Genomic DNA, 16298 nt, shown 5'->3' on the forward strand with positions numbered 1-16298 from the left:
CGGACGTCGGGGGGCGTACGGGATGGTCATGCGGGGGACGTACCACGATCGGCCGCTGGCGGTGAATCACCTCAAGTACCTGCCGCCCGGGACCTTGCCCGAACGTGGCGTTCCGGTCTGGTCCGTGGGCGGGGACGGCAGCACCACCCGGTCCGCGACCGGAGGTTCCGTCGCGGCCTGGTCCGTGGCCGACGCCGAACGGTGGCGCAGGGCAGGGGCCCCGACGGTCCTCGCCCCGGTCCTGGGCGGCTGGATCCTGGCGGCGCTGGTGGTGACGGCGTACGTCCTCCTCTTCGGGCTCTCGTCGGCGTCCGGGGCCTGGCGCGACGGGATCGGGATCGGGGGCGGGACGGACTGGCTGAGGTATCCGGGCGTGGTCCTGCTGACGGCCCTGCCGCTCTGGTACCGGTACGTTCCGGTCGCGGTCTTCCCGGCGGCGCTGTTCGCCGCGGTGGAGACGGCCTTGCTGGCGGCCCGGACCGATGGCATCGACCGCCCGGCGACAGCGGGACACCTGGTCGTCCTCGCCGTCTGCGCCATCGCCGCGACCGGGGCCGGCCTGCGGCTGCGGGCCCGCCGACGGCAGCGGGCCCTGGTTCTCGCCGCGGCCGGGCAACGTCGCTTCCCGCTGCCCCGGGGAGTCCCGGAATCGGACGGTCACCGCGGCCACGGGCAGGTCTACCTCGGCCTGGCGCTCTGCCTGGTCGGCCTCGCGATCCTGACCGACGGCCTGGTCGAGGACCTGACCTCGGGCGGTGTCCCGTACGACGCCATCGGGCAGCAGCGTGTCTGCCTGGTGCTTCTGGTGGCCGGTACGGCCTTCGGCGGCTGGGGCCAACTCGCGTACCGGGCGGCGCGGCGGCTCCACGAGGAGGACCAGCCGGCCCTGGTCGTGGGCGTACGCGCCGGGGCGGACGGACGCCACTGGGTGTGCGCGGACGCCCGTACGCCCTCGGCGCCCCCGCTGATCGCGTACGTACCCCGGAAGCGCGACACCCGTACCAGGACGCGGCTCCTGGGCAGCGGTTCGGTGTACGCGGAGGGGAACGGGCACCACGACATCGACCCGCGGCAGGAGCCCTTCGAGGCGGTCCTGTACGGCACGCCGACGGAGGGCGACGAGGTCGTCCTCGAATTCGCCTGCGCCGAATACCACCCCTACCAGGAGACCGGGCGGATGTACGCGGCCGTGACCACGGTCCTGCTCCGGCCGGACCGCCACCACGGGCTGGGCGTCTGGGAACCGGTGGACGGCGCCACCCGGCAGCGCGAACGGCTACGCGCGGCCCGGGAGGAGGCGGAGCGCCGGCGGGCGGCGGACGAGCGGGCGAAGCGCGCGGCGGAGGAGCGCCGCAGGAACCCGCCGCGGCCTTCGTCGGGCCGGTCGAGCGGTGGCGACGGGAGCGGCAGGTACGGCAGTGGTGGCGGCTGCGGGTCGAGCTGTGGGTCGAGTTGTGGTGGCTGCGGGGGCGATTGAGCCCGGACGGGGCGTATCTCTGCCCGGGGCCGGCCCCGGGCACCCGAACTAGTCTGCTCGTACACCAGAACGGGGAACGTCGGCCGGGCGCCGACGGGCGGGGAGGGCGGGACAGGTGGAAGGCAAAGTGAACGGGAGCGCAGCGGGGAGCGGGCAGGCCGGGCAGAGCGGGCTGGGGCCACGTGGGTCCCTGGTGATGTCACTGACGCTCACGCTGCTGCTGGGGATGCTGTCGCTGCTGGTGATGTTCCCGGCGGCCGAGCACCTGCGCTCCCTCCGTGGCGGCGAGCGGGCCGACGCGACGCTGCACACGAGCGGGTCGTGCATGATCGGCCAGTGCCGCGTCGAGTTCGAGGCCGACGGGCGGACCGTGGTGGCGGATCTGCCGACGGGCAGCGGCGGCGGCAAGCAGTCCGTGGGCGCCGCGGTGACCGTCCGCTACCAGGCCGACGATCCCCAGGTGGTCGCCCGCGATGAGGATGTCGGGGGCGGTGGCGCGGCCCTGTTCGCCTGGATGTCGGCGGGTGCCGCTCTGCTCTTCCTGGTGCTGTCGGCCGTGGCGGCGGTCTTCCTGGTACGGCAGCGGCAAAAGGCGGCGGCCGGGCCGGGAGTCGCGGCGTGACCAGGGGCTGAGGCGAGGCCGGGCGGGTGCCTGGCTGCGCTCAGGCGTCCGTGCGGGGCGTGGGGAGAAGCACCGCCTGGGTCTCCGGGAGGGCCGCTGTATTCGCGGCATGGGGGGACTGGACGTGAAGGTCCGGCTGAAGCCGTGCAAGTGGTGCGGGCGCCCGGTCAAGCAGCGCCGATGGTGGAGACCGAAGCGCTTCTGCAGCCGCTGGCACCACGTGAAGTACCGGTTCACGAGTCTGGTCGCGGAAGTGGTGGACAGCTTCTAGCATCGGGCGGGCCCATGGCCCAGCGGCCATCGCCTGGGCGCCCGGCCCCACGCCCTGGTCACCATGTCCTGGGTGTCGGAGACGTCGAGCCCGAACGAGCGCAATCCGAAGACGTCCCGCAGGGCGGTGACGGTGTCCTCCGGACGAAGCCCTGCGGCGTGCTCGGCGAAGGTGGCGCGGGTCCGTCGGCCCTCGATGCGGGGGTGCGCCGCGCTCCGTCGCGCTCATCACCTGCCGCACCGCACCCACCGCACCTATCGGCAACCCGTTGGAGCGGCGGACACGGTCCCGGTCCCCGAGCCGGAGGCGGCGGTTCCAGAAATTTCGAAGATCTGTGTGAGCAATGTGTGTGAGCGTCGAATCGCCGGGCACACGGACCTTCGCAACGAGGTCCCGGCGACATTCGGAGCCGGGACATTTCCGGTGGGGTGCAACGAGGCCGTTGTGAAGCGCAGGCGCGCAAGTGTCTGAACCGGACTTGACGATGGGAGCTAAGAAATGATCATCCTCGGACTTATTCTGCTGATTATCGGCCTGCTTGTGGGCATGGGCCTGCTGACCACGATCGGGGGCATCCTTATCCTGGTCGGTGCCATCCTGTGGATCCTGGGTGCGACCGGCCGTGCCGTCGGCGGGCGAAAGCACTTCTTCTAAGCTTCAGCTCCAGATCCGACTTCTGGAGATTCGGGAATTCTGCCGATGAGGTGAAATCCCGTGAAATGCGGGCGGGCTGCGACGTGTTGTCGTCGCGGCCCGCCCGCATTTCTTCTTTTCGCTTCCGTCACACCGCGGCGCCTACACCCACGTATCCAGCCACATCCGGTCCCGCCACAGGTCCTCCGGGATCGACGTCCCGGTGTAGAGCGGCCAGAAGTAGATGAAGTTCCAGATGATCAGGAGCACCAGCACGCCCACCGCGATCGCCCCCAGGGTGCGGCGGCGTTCGCCGGTGGGGTCGTCCGTGGTGAGGCCCAGTTCGGCTCGGGCGCCCGTGCCTGCCGCTGGGCCGGCGATCGCGCCCAGCATCATCGTGACCGCCAGGCAGAGGAACGGGACGAACACCACCGCGTAGAAGAGGAAGATCGTCCGCTCCTGGTAGAAGAACCAGGGCAGCCAGCCCGCCACCACGCCGCAGGCGATCGCGCCGGCCCGCCAGTCGCGGCGGAAGAACCAGCGCCACACCACGTACGCGAGGGCGAAGCACGCCAGCCACCACAGGAGCGGGGTGCCGATGGCCAGGACCTCGGCGGCGCACTTGCCCGTGGACGACTGCGTGCAGCCCGTCTGCTCCTCGTAGAAGTACGAGACGGGGCGGCCGAGCACCAGCCAGCTCCAGGGGTTGGACTCGTACGTGTGGCCCGAGGTGAGGCCGACATGGAAGTCGTACACCTGGTTCTCGTAGTGCCACAGGCTGCGCAGCCAGTCCGGGAACAGCCAGCTCCAGGAGGAGTCCTTGCCCTCGGTGGTCGCCCAGTTGCGGTAGTAGCCCTTGTCCGTGACGATCCAGCCGGTCCAGGACACGATGTACGTGACGATCGCCACCGGGACCGTGGAGACGAACGCGGGTAGCAGGTCGCGGCGCAGTACCGCCTGGTACGGGTGCACCGCGCCTGCCGTGCGCCGGGCGCCTACGTCCCACAACACCGTCATCAGGCCGAACGCCGCCAGCACGTACAGGCCGTTCCACTTCGTCGCGAACGCCAGGCCCAGCATCACGCCCGCCGCGAGACGCCACGGCCGCCAGCCGAGGCGCAGCGTCTCCGCCACCCGGGCGTCCGGGCGCAGGACGCCCTCCTCGTCCACCGGCAGCGCGGCCGCCAGTCTGCGGCGGGCGTGGTCCCGGTCCACCACCAGGCAGCCGAACGCCGCCAGCACGAAGAACATGACGATCAGGTCCAGCAGCGCGGTCCGGCTCATCACGAAGTGCAGGCCGTCCACCGCGAGCAGCAGGCCCGCCAGGCAGCCCAGGAACGTCGAGCGGAACAGGCGTCGGCCGATCCGGCAGAGCAGGAGCACGGAGATCGTGCCGAGCACCGCCACCATGAACCGCCAGCCGAACGGCGTGAAGCCGAACAGCTGCTCGCCGAAGCCGATGATCCACTTGCCGACCGGCGGGTGCACCACATAGCCCGGGTCGGTCGGGATGGGGACGGAGGAAGGGTCGTTGAGGATCTGCTTGTCGACGTCCTTCGGCCAGGACCCCTCGTACCCCTGGTTGACCAGCGCCCACGCGTCCTTCGCGTAGTACGTCTCGTCGAATATCACCGCATGCGGCTGGTCCAGCTTCCAGAAGCGCAGCAGGCCCGCGACGAGTGTCACGAGCAGCGGGCCGCCCCAGCCGGACCACCGCACCAGGCGGTCCGCCACGTGCGGCGGGATCGCGAGCACCGACCACACCTGCCGGCCGGGCCGCGTGTACGGCGGGTCCAGCCGGTCGCGGAGCGAGGTCTCCGGGCGGGGGACATGGCCGAAGCGGCGCAGCCGCCGTTGCCAGGAGGTCGGCTGTTCGCCGAGCGGGTCCCCGGCGTCGTGGCCCCGCTGGGTCTCGGGTGCGGTACTCGTCACCGCGCCATCGTAGGGAACGCATCTGTGCGAAGGGTGCTGCCCGTGCTGCGAGGATGGCTGATGTGACTGGAACGACTGGAACGCTCGTGCTCGCAGGGACCCCCATCGGCGATGTGGCGGACGCCCCGCCCCGCCTCGCCGCCGAACTGGAGCGGGCCGACGTCGTCGCCGCCGAGGACACCCGGCGGCTGCGCCGGCTCACCCAGGCGCTCGGCATCCACACCTCGGGGCGTGTCGTCTCCTACTTCGAGGGGAACGAGTCCGCCCGGACGCCCGAGCTGGTCGAGGCGCTGAGCGGTGGGGCTCGTGTGCTTCTTGTCACGGATGCGGGGATGCCGTCCGTCTCCGACCCGGGGTATCGGCTCGTCGCCGCCGCTGTGGAGCAGGACATCCGTGTCACCGCCGTGCCGGGGCCGAGTGCCGTGCTGACTGCCCTCGCCCTCTCCGGGCTGCCCGTTGACCGGTTCTGCTTCGAGGGCTTCCTGCCGCGCAAGGCCGGTGAGCGGCTCTCCAAGCTCCGGGAGAACGCCGACGAGCGGCGCACCATGGTCTTCTTCGAGGCCCCCCACCGGCTCGACGACACCCTTGCCGCCATGGCCGAGGTCTTCGGCGCCGAGCGCCGCGCCGCCGTCTGCCGCGAGCTGACCAAGACGTACGAGGAGGTCAAGCGCGGTCCCCTCGGCGAGCTGGCCGTGTGGGCCGCCGACGGGGTGCGCGGCGAGATCACCGTCGTGGTGGAGGGGGCGGCGGATTCCGGCCCCGGGGACCTGGACGCCGACGAGCTGGTGCGGCGTGTACGGGTGCGCGAGGAGGCGGGGGAGCGGCGCAAGGAGGCCATCGCCGCCGTCGCCGCCGAAGCCGGGCTGCCGAAGCGCGAGGTGTTCGACGCGGTCGTCGCCGCCAAGAACGCGGAGAAGGCCCCGCAGAAGCCTTAGTACGTACGGCAGTGCTTACCGTGTTTCCGTCAGCAGTCCGTACGCCGTCGCCACGAACGTGTCCGCCCGGTGCACCCGCCGCGTCGCCGTCGCCGCCACCGCCAGCCCCGTCCCGGGGCGGAACCCGAGGAACGCCTGCTGCCCGAGGGTCGCTCCCGCGTGGAAGAGGACCGGGCCGAACGGGGTCGGGTGCTGGAACCACGTCAGCGTGTGGGTGTGCGCGTGGCGCAGGCCCCGCCGTAGCACCGGGCGGGTCACCTCGGTGAGTGCGGCGGCCAGTGAGGAGTCTGTCGGGGAGCCCGCAGCGCCCCCCGTATGCGCCTCCAGGAACGTCAGCAGGTCCAGCGGGGTCGCCCGGACCGCGCCCGCCGCCGTGAAGCCCCCGGTGTCCAGCGCGGGCACCGGCGTGCCGTCGCGGCGGTGGCCCACCGCGTCCGTGCCGTCGGGGCCCGGGCGCACCCGGGTCGCGTCCAGGCCCAGCGGGGCCAGCACCTGCTGGTGCAGCAGGACCTCCCACGGGGTCCCGGTGGCCGCCGCCAGGGTGTGGCCGAGCACCGAGACGGCGAAGTTCGAGTAGTGCCAGCGGGTACCGGGCCGGTGGCGCGGGCGGGCCCGCAGGAAGGCGCGGACCACCCGGTCGGCCGGGTAGCCGCCGTACGGGTCGGTCGACCAGCGGGGCACCGCCTGCGGGTAGAAGTCGGCGGGCAGGCCCGGCAGCCCCGAGGTGTGGGTGAGCAGATGGCGCAGGGTGATCCGGCGTACCGCGGGGTGCACCGGGAAGCCCGGGGCCAGCAGGTCCGCCGCCCGGTCCTCGTACCGCACCCGGCCCTGCGCCACCAGCCGGGCCAGCAGCAGCCCCGCGTACGGCTTCGACGCCGAACCCAGCTCGTACGCCATCAGCTCGCGGGGGACCGGGCCCGGATCCGCGCTTCCGCCGGTGTGGACCGTGCGCACCCCGTTCCGGCTGACCGCGAGCACCAGGTCGGGCGCGTCGACGGCCCGCGCGGCCTCGGCCAGGACGCGGGCGGTGGCCGGAGTTCCAGGGACGGTCACGGGGGCCGCCGTCATCTCGGTCATGCCGGAGCCGGGGAAGCGGACAGGTCGGACAGGGCGCGGGACATCGCCAGCGCCGAGGCGAACGCGGCGACCAGCGTCGGGTGGTAGACCAGGTCGAACACCGACTCCTCGTCCCCCTCCGGCATCGCGCCGACCACCGGCATCGCCCCGTCCGGCTCCTGCGCCTGGGCGAGCCCGGCCCAGGCCGCCCGGTCCAGGGTCGGTTCCGGCAGGCAGGCGTCCACGACCAGCAGCTCGCCCAGCAGGTCCCAGCGCTTCAGGTCCAGCCAGTCGTCCAGCCAGACCGGCAGCCAGAGGGCCAGGTACTCCGCGATGTCGGCGGGGAGCCCGGCCGGCTTCTCGCCCCAGTCCGTGAGGTGGAAGACCGTGTGCGTGATGTCGTAGCCGATGTGGCCCTCGACCGTCCACGGCTCGGGTCTGCGCGCCAGCCAGGTGTGGGCCAGCGCCGCCGTCTCCGGAACGCTCGGCTCCACCCCGAACCGCCGCTCGATGGCGCTGAGGCCGAGCCGCCGCACCGGCAGCACCTCCAGCGCCGCCCAGCTGGCCAGTCGGTGGTTGAGCCGGATCGCGGACTCCAGGTCCGGCTGCCGGTAGCCCAGCTCCCGGAACGGTACGTAGACCTCCAGCGGCACCGGCGACAGCGGTTCGCGCCGCTGGCCCTCCAGCAGCCGTTCCCCGGAGCCCAGCAGCTCGTGCCAGGCGTGGTCCAGCAGCTTGTGGGCGAGGGAGGACTGCTGCGAACCGGCCACCCCCTCGCGGAAGATGACCTTCCCGATCAGCGCCAGCTCGCCCAGCGGTTTGAACCGGTCCAGCATCCCCGCCTCCGGGGACGGGTCCGCCTCCAGCCGGAAGCCCTCGCGGTGTTCGTACAGCCAGCCCAGGGCCTTCGCCCCGACGTCGTGGATCTGCTGGATGCCGCTGGTGGTGCCGCTGGGGGTGCCGCTGCTCATGGGGTGTGCCTTTCCCGGCCGGGAGTCGTTTCGCCTGTCTGCTCGCCTGTCGGCCTGCCTGCCCGCTCGTCCGTCTGCCGCAGCGATCTGAGGGACAGGGCCGCCGCGAAGGCCGTCACCAGCGTGGAGTGGTAGCAGTCGATGAAGGGGTACGGGTCGGGCGACGGGTCCTCGGCCGGTACACCGGTCTCCGGGACGCAGCCGGTCGGATGCTGGACGTCGGCCAGCACCGGCCAGACCGCGTCCAGCAGCTCCACGGGAGCCGGGCCAGGCAGCGACGCGGCCACCGCCAGCAGTTCGCCCGTGAGGTCCCACTGGCCGCTCTCCAGGCAGCCGTCCGCCCACGCGGGCAGCCAGGTCCGCAGGTAGCCGTCGATCTTCTTCGGCACCCGGTCGGGCATCCGGCCCCAGTCGGTGAGGTGGAAGACGGTGTGCGTCAGCGCGTAGCCGGAGGAGCCCTCGAACATCCACGGCTCGGACAGACCGCCCAGCCAGGTCCGGGACAGCACCCCGCCCGCGTCCGTATGGGTCACCACCCCCACCCGGCGCTCGGAGTTGACCAGGCCGAGCTGCCGGTTGGCGTGCTGCTCGGTGTGCGCCCAGGCGCGGGTCGCGGTGAGCGGGCGGGCCAGCGCCTCGAAGCCCTCGTGGCGCAGCCCGTACCCGGCGAAGGCGGCGTAGATCTCGTACGGGTACGCGGCGAACGGCTCGGCGCGCAGCAGCTCCAGGAGCAGCGCGCCCTCGTGCACCTGCTCCCAGGCGTACGCGACGAGGTCCCCGGCCACCTCGTGCTCGGGGGTGCCGGGGGCGGTCGTGCGGCGGATCGTCGAGCCGAGCTGGGCCAGCTCGCCCAGCGGCTTCAGCGTGGCGTTGACCTGGGTGTGGGGTTCCAGGACGTCGTCGGGGAGCGCGAAGCGGGTGCGGTGCGCGTCGGTCCAGGCGAGGGCGGAGGCCAGGACGCCGGGGAGGACGGCGAGCGCGGCCCCGGAGGCCCCCGAAGCCCCAGGGGTGAAGGCGGGCTCCCGGGCCGGGCGGCCCTGCGGGTCCTGCCCGGGACGGCCCTGCGGGTCCTCGGTCGCGGTCGTCGTCACCGGGCCCTCGCCTCGGCCATCAGCCGGGCGGCCCGCACATGGAGGGTCACCCGGGGGTCGTGCCCGCCCATCAGCTCGACGAAGTCCAGGCCGCGGTCCAGGCCCAGGGTGGCCGGTTCGCCGCCGGTCGCCGCGAGCCAGCGGCCCGCGCCCGCCGCCTGGAGCCAGTCGCGCCGTCGCACCGCGCGGACGAAGCCGCGCGACAGGTCGACGGCCCGGTTCGCCGCGGCCCGCTGCACGGCCGAGGGGGCGGCCGGGACGGCGAGCGGCGCGAGGACCGAGAGCTGGTGGGTGAACGCCTGCCAGGGGGCCTCCTCCAGCCAGGCCGCGTCCGGCTCCGCGTACGTGCCGGGGGCGGCGGCTCCCGGTGCCGGCGGCGCCATCCGCTGGAGCGTCGAGATCATGTGCCAGTGGCTCCAGGCCGTGGCGGCCGGAGCGTCGGGCTTGGGCGGGAATTCCCGCACCGCCCGGTCGAGTACGGCGACATCACCCGGATGCGGATGGCGTCCGTACAGAACACTCGGCAGCAGCAGGTCGGCCCCGATGACCCGTACCGCCGCGATTCCGGTCCGATTTTCCTCGTCGATTCCCGCAGCGCCGCACACCGTGGCGAGGTGGTCCCCGCTCCGAAGAGCGAGGACCACCTCTGTTGCCAGGTCATGCACGGCACCCGCCAAGGGCGACGAAGCATGTTTCTGGTCCATGTGCCGGCGACTAGCCCTTCTTCGGGCGCGGGGTCGGAGGCGAGAGCAGCAGGGCTCCGCCGCCTGCGAGGAGCGCCAGGTAGGCGCACTCGCGGGAGTCGCGGTACAGACCTTCGACCTCACCGGGGTTGAGAGCGGCGTCGAGGTCGAGCTCGATGTCGGTGGCAGTGGTGTCCGTGGTGAACATGGGTTGTTCCCCGTCCTGTGGGAAATGGGGTGGACGTAACGAGTGAAAAGGAGGAATGGGGGCGTCGCAAATCGGGAGCGTCAGATGGGGAAATCGCTTATTCAATTGAATGCTGAATTCATGTGGGGCGGGTGGGGTGAAAGCCCGGGAATTCAAGGGAAAGGAGGGGGCGGGCGGGGGTGGTACGCGGGCGCGTTCGCACCTGGCGCCGGGCGCGTTCGGGGGCGCTCGGCGCGGCTGCGGTCACGAGCTGTCCAGCCGCGGTCCTCACCCTCGCCATGCGTCGGCAAAGGGCGGCCCAAAGGAGGCCAAGAACGCATCAACAATGCCTCTGAGCTGGTGCGTCCATCCGGGTGCAGGTGTCCACTGGAAGGGACGGGCCACCCGTTCGAACCCCTCGTGCGGGCCGGCCGTCCCCGGAGCGCGTGTCCGGCGGACAAGAGGAGCAGGCATGAGCGAGATCGCAGCGACCACTGTCCATGAGGCGTACGCCTTCGCCTGCATGAAGTGCGGGTACGGCTGGGAGCAGTCCTACGAGATAGAGCACCACGTCGATGTGCACGGCCATGCGTTCGTCGTCTACACGGCGGACGGTGAGCGGGTGCCGTCGCCGCTCTCCACGCCCACCTGCGCCAACTGCGGCGGACATGTGGTGCGCATCATGCGGGCGGGGCGGGTCGCGGGCGTCCAGGAACTGCTGCGGAAGCAGCAGACGCCGCAGACCTCGGAGAGCAGCGCGAAGGACCGTACGGTGTCGACCGCCGCCACGCCGGAGCGCCACTGGCGGCTGTCCGACCTGCTGCACCCGTTCCACCGCAGGTGACGGCGCCTGCGGGCCGGATGCCGACGATCGTACGAGGGCGGGCCCTCGTACGATCGTCGGCATGAGCCGTACCGAAGCCCCGCCGCTGCCCGAGCCCCTGCGGGTTCCGGTCGCCGACTCCCACACCCACCTGGACATGCAGGACGCCACCGTCGAGGAGGCCCTCGCCCGGGCCGCCGCGGTGAACGTGGCCACCGTCGTCCAGGTGGGCTGCGACGTGGCGGGCTCCCGCTGGGCCGCCGAGACCGCGGCGGCCCACTCCGCCGTCCACGCCTCGGTCGCCCTGCACCCGAACGAGGCCCCGCGCATCGTCCACGGCGATCCGGACGGCACCGCACGGCAGGGGGCGCGGGAGCCCGGCGGCAAGGCGGCGCTGGACGAGGCGCTCGCGGAGATCGACGCGCTGGCCGCCCTCGACCACGTCCGCGGGGTCGGCGAGACGGGCCTCGACTTCTTCCGTACGGGCCCCGAGGGCATCGCCGCCCAGGAGGAGTCCTTCCGGGCCCACATCGAGATCGCCAAGCGGCACGGCAAGGCCCTGGTCATCCACGACCGCGACGCGCACGCGGACGTCCTGCGGGTGCTGGCGGACGCGGGCGCGCCCGAGCGGACGGTGTTCCACTGCTACTCCGGCGACGCCGACATGGCCCGGATCTGCGCGCGGGCCGGGTACTTCATGTCGTTCGCGGGCAACGTGACCTTCAAGAACGCCCAGCCGCTGCGGGACGCCCTCGCCGTCGCCCCGGCCGAGCTGGTCCTCGTCGAGACGGACGCCCCTTTCCTCACCCCCGCGCCGTATCGCGGACGGCCCAACGCGCCCTACCTCATCCCGGTCACGCTCCGCGCGATGGCCGAGGTCAAGGGGCTGGAGGAGGACGTGCTGGCCGCCGCGATCTACGACAACACGGCGCGGGCGTTCGACTTCTGACCGCAGCCGGACACTCTCTGTAGCTGTGTCGCTTTGGAGAGTCACCGCCGCTCCGCTATCGTCCCCGGCCACGACGGGGCGGCAGCGGGCGGATCTTCAGGAGCGGCGTGAACGGCGTGAACATTTCGCAGGACAGGCGTCTCGACGCGTTTCACGAGCAGCTGACGCTGGGGGGCGGGGACAGGGTGTGGGCGCACGCCCCGACCATGGTCGACACCCCGCTCGTCGACACTCCTCTCGTCCACACCGCGCCCGACGGCCCGCCGCCGCCCGCGATGCCCCGGCAGGGCCCCACCCGGGCCGACGCCCGGCGGGCCGCCAAGCGCCGCCGGAGACGCGTCGTCGTCGACCCCCAGAACCTGAAGCTGAGCCGGCTCGTCCCCCGGGCCCTGGTCGTCGCCTTCCTGGCCGGAGGCACCACCGCGTTCGTCGCCCACGACAAGGCCGTCCGGCTGGAGGTCGACGGCACGCCCCGGACCCTGCACACCTTCGCCGACGACGTCACCGAGCTGCTGGAGGAGGAAGGCGTCACCGTCGGCGCGCACGACCGCGTCTCGCCGGACCCCGGAGTCGGCCTCGACCACGGCGACGAGGTCGTCGTCCGGTACGGGCGGCCCGTCACCCTCACCCTCGACGGCGTCCGCCATCGGGTCTGGACGACCGCCGACACCGTGGCCGGGGCGCTGCGCGAGTTCGGGATCCGGGCCGAGGGGGCGCACCTCTCCGCCGCCCGCTCCACCCGGATCGCCCGCACCGGCCTGGTCCTCACCGTCCGCACCGAACGCACCGTGACCTTCATGGCCGACGGCCAGGAACGCACCCTGCGCACCAACGCCGCCACCGTCCAGGAGGCCCTCGCCGAGGCGGGCGTCACCCTGCACGGCCAGGACACCACCTCCGTCGCCCCGGCGAGCTTCCCGCGCGACGGCCAGACGATCTCCGTCATGCGGATCACCGACACCCGCGAGGTGCGCGAGGAGACGGTCCCGTACGCCGTCGAACGCAGCGAGGACCCCGCCCTGTTCCGGGGCACCGAGGTCATCGAGCGCGCGGGCCGCAACGGCGTACGCCGGGTCACGTACGCGGTCCGGACCGTCAACGGCGTCCGGCAGAAGCCGCGCCGGACGGCCGAGGAGCTGGTCCACCTGCCGGAGAGCCGCGTCGTGCGCACCGGCACCCGGCAGCGGCCCGACTCCGTCGCCGGGGCGGACGGGCTGAACTGGTCCGCGCTCGCCGCCTGCGAGTCCGGCGGGCGCGCCGACGCGGTCGACCCGAGCGGCACGTACGGCGGGCTGTACCAGTTCGACACGCAGACCTGGCAGTCCCTCGGCGGCAGTGGACGGCCCCAGGACGCGCCCGCCGCCGAGCAGACGCACCGGGCGAAGAAGCTGTACGTGCAGCGGGGGGCGAGTCCGTGGCCCCACTGCGGCCGTAGGCTTACCGGGTGAGCAGCACAGAGCCCGACGCCCTCCTGGGGCCCGCAGACATCCGCGACCTGGCCGCGACGCTGGGCGTACGCCCCACGAAGCAGCGCGGTCAGAACTTCGTCATCGACGCCAACACCGTCCGCCGCATCGTGCGCACGGCCGAGGTCCGCCCGGACGACGTGGTCGTCGAGGTGGGTCCCGGGCTCGGCTCGCTGACCCTGGCGCTGCTGGAGGCGGCGGACCGGGTGATCGCCGTCGAGATCGACGACGTGCTGGCGGCCGCGCTGCCCGCCACGGTGAACGCCCGGATGCCGGAGCGCGCCGACCGCTTCGCCCTCGTCCACTCCGACGCGATGCTGGTCACCGAGCTGCCGGGCCCCGCGCCGACCGCGCTCGTCGCGAACCTCCCGTACAACGTGGCCGTGCCCGTCCTGCTCACCATGCTGGAGCGGTTCCCCAGCATCGAGCGGACCCTCGTCATGGTCCAGTCCGAGGTCGCCGACCGCCTCGCCGCCCGCCCGGGCAACAAGGTCTACGGCGTGCCGTCGGTGAAGGCCAACTGGTACGCGGACGTGAAGCGCGCCGGGGCGATCGGCCGCAACGTCTTCTGGCCCGCCCCGAACGTCGACTCCGGCCTCGTCTCGCTCGTCCGCCGCACCGAGCCCATCGCCACCAAGGCCTCCCGCGCCGAGGTCTTCGCGGTCGTGGACGCGGCGTTCGCCCAGCGCCGCAAGACGCTGCGCGCGGCCCTGGCCGGCTGGGCCGGTTCCGCACCCGCCGCCGAGGCCGCGCTCGTCGCCGCCGGGATCTCCCCGCAGGCGCGCGGGGAGGCGCTGACGGTGGAGGAGTTCGCGGCGATCGCGGAGCACAAGCCGGAGGTGTCGTCCCTGTGAGTGCTGTGACCGCCGCTGTCACTGTCCGCGTTCCCGCCAAGGTCAACGTCCAGCTCGCCGTGGGCGCCGCCCGCCCCGACGGCTTCCACGACCTGGCCAACGTCTTCCTCGCCGTCGGCCTGTACGACGAGGTCACCGCGACCCCCGCCGACGAGCTGCGCATCACCTGCTCGGGCCCGGACGCCGGCCAGGTGCCTCTGGACCGTACGAATCTCGCCGCCCGGGCCGCCCTCGCGCTGGCCGAGCGGTACGGCATCGACCCCGCCGTCCACCTCCACATCGCCAAGGACATCCCGGTCGCGGGCGGCATGGCGGGCGGCAGCGCCGACGGGGCCGCCGCCCTGGTCGCCTGCGACGCCCTGTGGGGCACCGGCGCGAGCCGCGACGAGCTGTTGGCCATCTGCGCCGAACTGGGCAGCGACGTGCCGTTCAGCCTGGTGGGCGGGGCCGCGCTCGGTACGGGACGCGGCGAGAAGCTGACCCCGATCGAGGTCGGCGGCACGTTCCACTGGGTCTTCGCGGTGGCGGACGGGGGTCTGTCGACGCCCGCGGTGTACGGGGAGTTCGACCGCCTCACCGCCGACACCGAGGTCCCCGAGCCGACCGCGTCCCCCGCCCTCCTGGCCGCCCTGCGCTCCGGCGACTCCGGCGCACTCGCGGGAGCCCTGAGCAACGACCTCCAGCCCGCCGCGCTCTCCCTGCGCCCGTCCCTCGCGGACACGCTGGCGGCCGGTACGGAAGCGGGGGCGCTGGCCGCCCTGGTCTCCGGTTCCGGGCCGACGACCGCGTTCCTCGTCCCGGACGCGGAGACGGCCGAGAAGGTGGCGGCCGCGCTGTTGACCTCCGGGACCTGCCGCAACGCGCGCCTGGCGGCGTCGCCCGCGCCGGGCGCGCACGTGATCTGAGCTTCCTGCCCGGCGTACTCACCCCGGATCTGAGTACGGTCGCGCTGCCGCACCCCACCCGGCTCGCGCGACCGTACGTTCATGGGATCAAGTGTTCGTGAACTGGCCGGGGCGACGCCCGCCACCCGGGACCGTTACGTCGACCTCCTCCGGGTCGCCTCGCTCGGCGCGGTCGTCCTCGGCCACTGGCTGATGGCCGCCGTCACCCCGGACGGGGTCGGCAACCTCCTCGCCGTCGTCCCGGCGCTCCAGCCGCTGACCTGGCTGCTCCAGGTCATGCCGGTGTTCTTCTTCGTCGGCGGTTTCTCGCACGCGCTGTCCTACCGCTCCCTGCTCCGCAAGCGCCCCGAGGGGTCCGAGGACTCCGTCTACTCCGCCTTCCTGCGCGCCCGCCTCCAGCGGCTGCTGCGCCCCACCATGGTCTTCGTCCTCGTCTGGGGCGCGGCGGCGCTACTGGTCCAACTCCTCGGCGGGGGCGGCGGGCTGACCGGCGTGACCCTGCGCATGGTGACCCAGCCGCTGTGGTTCATCGGGATCTACCTGGCGATGGTCGCGTTCACCCCGCCGCTGCTGAGGCTGCACGAGCGGTACGGCTGGGGGGCGTTCGCCGGTCTCGCGGGCGCGGCGGTCGCGGTGGACGTCCTCCGGTTCGCCGCCGGAGTCCCGTACGTCGAGTTTCTCAACTTCGCGTTCGTCTGGCTGGCGGTCCACCAGCTCGGCTTCCTGCGTGCCGACGGACGCATCCACCTGCGCCGCGCCGCCCTGCTCGCCGGTGGCGGCCTGGTCACCGCCGCCGCCCTGGTGGCGCTGGGCCCGTACCCGCTGTCCATGGTCGGGATGCCCGGCGAGAAGGTCAGCAACATGGCCCCGCCCACCCTCGCCCTCCTGGCCCACGGCCTCTGGCTGGTCGGCGCGGTCGAGCTGCTCCGCGCCCCGGCGGCCCGCCTGCTGGAGCGCCCCCGCGTCTGGCGCGCGGTGGTGGCGGCCAACGGGGTGGCGATGACCGCGTTCCTCTGGCACCTCACGGCGATGTTCGGGGTGTACGGGGCGCTGCTCGCCCTCGACGTCGACCTGCCCGAGCCCGCATCGGCCGCCTGGTGGGCCCAGGTCCCGCTGCGCCTCGCCCTCGCGGCGGCCCTGACCGCGGCTCTGGTCGCCGCCTTCCGCGCCTTCGAACGCCCGGCCGCCTCAGCCCCCGTTCAGGGCCACGGCCCGCTCGCGGCGCTCGGCGCGACGCTCTGCCTGCTCGGCGTCCTCGGCCTGTCCATGGTCGGCTTCGGCGGCCTGCTGGACGGCCGAACGGCCCTGCTGATCGCGATCCCGGTCAGCGCCCCGGCCGCCGTCGCGATGACGCTGGGCGGCTGGCTGCTGGTGGAGCGGGCGGGGCGGAGGACGCCGTAGAGGCGACAGCGAGGGAAGCCGGGCGGCCCACCCTCCTCCCCC

The 16298-nt window shown here is 73.2% G+C and carries 16 protein-coding genes; 10 read left to right on the plus strand and 6 right to left on the minus strand.

Annotated elements, in window-relative coordinates; all coding sequences use genetic code 11:
* The first annotated feature begins 61 nt into the window (after positions 1–61).
* The 3 genes from IE134_RS25110 (at position 62) to IE134_RS25120 (ending at position 3024) form a co-directional block, all read left to right on the plus strand.
* The gene (locus tag IE134_RS25110) at positions 62–1477 is read left to right on the plus strand and encodes a hypothetical protein (protein WP_229823734.1); all 1416 of its coding nucleotides are present in this window, start codon (positions 62–64) and stop codon (positions 1475–1477) included.
* A 196-nt stretch (positions 1478–1673) separates the two neighbouring features.
* Positions 1674–2099 carry a hypothetical protein gene (locus IE134_RS25115; protein ID WP_229823735.1) on the plus strand — a complete coding sequence of 142 codons (426 nt, stop codon included), beginning with the start codon at positions 1674–1676 and terminating at the stop codon, positions 2097–2099.
* Between the two features lie 769 nt (positions 2100–2868).
* Positions 2869–3024, plus strand: a complete 156-nt coding sequence (locus IE134_RS25120) for a hypothetical protein (RefSeq protein ID WP_010059700.1) — start codon at positions 2869–2871, stop codon at positions 3022–3024.
* Positions 3025–3165: 141 nt separating this feature from the next.
* Here IE134_RS25120 and IE134_RS25125 read toward each other — a convergent pair whose 3' ends face one another.
* Positions 3166–4935 (minus strand): dolichyl-phosphate-mannose--protein mannosyltransferase, encoded by a 1770-nt coding sequence (locus IE134_RS25125; protein WP_098019669.1) that lies wholly within the window; start codon positions 4933–4935, stop codon positions 3166–3168.
* A gap of 53 nt (positions 4936–4988) precedes the next feature.
* On the opposite strand from IE134_RS25125, the gene rsmI reads away from it, so the two are divergent.
* Positions 4989–5870, plus strand: coding sequence for a 16S rRNA (cytidine(1402)-2'-O)-methyltransferase (rsmI, locus tag IE134_RS25130; protein ID WP_199807653.1), 882 nt, complete (start codon positions 4989–4991; stop codon positions 5868–5870).
* 15 nt (positions 5871–5885) lie between these two features.
* Here the strand turns inward: rsmI and IE134_RS25135 are convergent, their stop codons facing one another.
* From IE134_RS25135 to IE134_RS25155, 5 genes are read right to left on the minus strand one after another with little or no spacing between them, the layout of a single operon-like run.
* The gene (locus tag IE134_RS25135; RefSeq protein WP_189431823.1) at positions 5886–6947 is read right to left on the minus strand and encodes a serine hydrolase domain-containing protein; all 1062 of its coding nucleotides are present in this window, start codon (positions 6945–6947) and stop codon (positions 5886–5888) included.
* Positions 6944–7897, minus strand: coding sequence for a DUF6895 family protein (locus IE134_RS25140; RefSeq protein WP_189431825.1), 954 nt, complete (start codon positions 7895–7897; stop codon positions 6944–6946). The genes IE134_RS25135 and IE134_RS25140 overlap by 4 nt, the downstream gene beginning before the upstream one ends.
* On the minus strand, positions 7894–8988 hold the full coding sequence (locus tag IE134_RS25145; RefSeq protein ID WP_030710503.1) for a DUF6895 family protein: 1095 nt from the start codon (positions 8986–8988) through the stop codon (positions 7894–7896). The genes IE134_RS25140 and IE134_RS25145 overlap by 4 nt, the downstream gene beginning before the upstream one ends.
* Entirely contained in the window at positions 8985–9692 is a 708-nt protein-coding gene (locus tag IE134_RS25150; protein ID WP_030710501.1) for a hypothetical protein, read from the minus strand. The genes IE134_RS25145 and IE134_RS25150 overlap by 4 nt, the downstream gene beginning before the upstream one ends.
* Before the next feature lie 10 nt (positions 9693–9702).
* On the minus strand, positions 9703–9879 hold the full coding sequence (locus IE134_RS25155; protein WP_007455151.1) for a hypothetical protein: 177 nt from the start codon (positions 9877–9879) through the stop codon (positions 9703–9705).
* A 451-nt stretch (positions 9880–10330) separates the two neighbouring features.
* On the opposite strand from IE134_RS25155, the gene IE134_RS25160 reads away from it, so the two are divergent.
* The 6 genes from IE134_RS25160 to IE134_RS25185 all read left to right on the plus strand — a co-directional run bounded on the left by IE134_RS25160 (position 10331) and on the right by IE134_RS25185 (position 16256).
* The gene (locus IE134_RS25160) at positions 10331–10702 is read left to right on the plus strand and encodes a hypothetical protein (protein ID WP_030710499.1); all 372 of its coding nucleotides are present in this window, start codon (positions 10331–10333) and stop codon (positions 10700–10702) included.
* A 61-nt stretch (positions 10703–10763) separates the two neighbouring features.
* Positions 10764–11630, plus strand: a complete 867-nt coding sequence (locus IE134_RS25165; RefSeq protein WP_189431826.1) for a TatD family hydrolase — start codon at positions 10764–10766, stop codon at positions 11628–11630.
* A 107-nt stretch (positions 11631–11737) separates the two neighbouring features.
* Positions 11738–13078: a resuscitation-promoting factor gene (locus IE134_RS25170; RefSeq protein WP_189431828.1), complete on the plus strand. Its 1341-nt coding sequence runs from the start codon at positions 11738–11740 to the stop codon at positions 13076–13078.
* On the plus strand, positions 13075–13950 hold the full coding sequence (gene rsmA, locus IE134_RS25175) for a 16S rRNA (adenine(1518)-N(6)/adenine(1519)-N(6))-dimethyltransferase RsmA (RefSeq protein ID WP_030710492.1): 876 nt from the start codon (positions 13075–13077) through the stop codon (positions 13948–13950). The genes IE134_RS25170 and rsmA overlap by 4 nt, the downstream gene beginning before the upstream one ends.
* A gap of 5 nt (positions 13951–13955) precedes the next feature.
* Positions 13956–14855, plus strand: coding sequence for a 4-(cytidine 5'-diphospho)-2-C-methyl-D-erythritol kinase (locus IE134_RS25180; RefSeq protein WP_032768171.1), 900 nt, complete (start codon positions 13956–13958; stop codon positions 14853–14855).
* An 81-nt stretch (positions 14856–14936) separates the two neighbouring features.
* The gene (locus tag IE134_RS25185) at positions 14937–16256 is read left to right on the plus strand and encodes an acyltransferase family protein (protein WP_189431830.1); all 1320 of its coding nucleotides are present in this window, start codon (positions 14937–14939) and stop codon (positions 16254–16256) included.
* Positions 16257–16298 lie beyond the last annotated feature (42 nt).

Source organism: Streptomyces rubiginosohelvolus, assembly GCF_014649875.1.
Lineage (GTDB): Bacteria > Actinomycetota > Actinomycetes > Streptomycetales > Streptomycetaceae > Streptomyces > Streptomyces rubiginosohelvolus.

Excerpts from the sequence above, each read along its gene's own strand:
- IE134_RS25115 (WP_229823735.1), top strand. The coding sequence starts at position 1,674 with ATGTCACTGACGCTCACGCTGCTGCTGGGGATGCTGTCGCTGCTGGTG.
- IE134_RS25120 (WP_010059700.1), top strand. The coding sequence starts at position 2,869 with ATGATCATCCTCGGACTTATTCTGCTGATTATCGGCCTGCTTGTGGGC.
- rsmI (WP_199807653.1), top strand. The coding sequence starts at position 4,989 with ATGGCTGATGTGACTGGAACGACTGGAACGCTCGTGCTCGCAGGGACC.
- IE134_RS25135 (WP_189431823.1), bottom strand. The coding sequence starts at position 6,947 with ATGACCGAGATGACGGCGGCCCCCGTGACCGTCCCTGGAACTCCGGCC.
- IE134_RS25140 (WP_189431825.1), bottom strand. The coding sequence starts at position 7,897 with ATGAGCAGCGGCACCCCCAGCGGCACCACCAGCGGCATCCAGCAGATC.
- IE134_RS25150 (WP_030710501.1), bottom strand. The coding sequence starts at position 9,692 with ATGGACCAGAAACATGCTTCGTCGCCCTTGGCGGGTGCCGTGCATGAC.
- IE134_RS25155 (WP_007455151.1), bottom strand. The coding sequence starts at position 9,879 with ATGTTCACCACGGACACCACTGCCACCGACATCGAGCTCGACCTCGAC.
- IE134_RS25160 (WP_030710499.1), top strand. The coding sequence starts at position 10,331 with ATGAGCGAGATCGCAGCGACCACTGTCCATGAGGCGTACGCCTTCGCC.
- IE134_RS25165 (WP_189431826.1), top strand. The coding sequence starts at position 10,764 with ATGAGCCGTACCGAAGCCCCGCCGCTGCCCGAGCCCCTGCGGGTTCCG.
- IE134_RS25185 (WP_189431830.1), top strand. The coding sequence starts at position 14,937 with ATGGGATCAAGTGTTCGTGAACTGGCCGGGGCGACGCCCGCCACCCGG.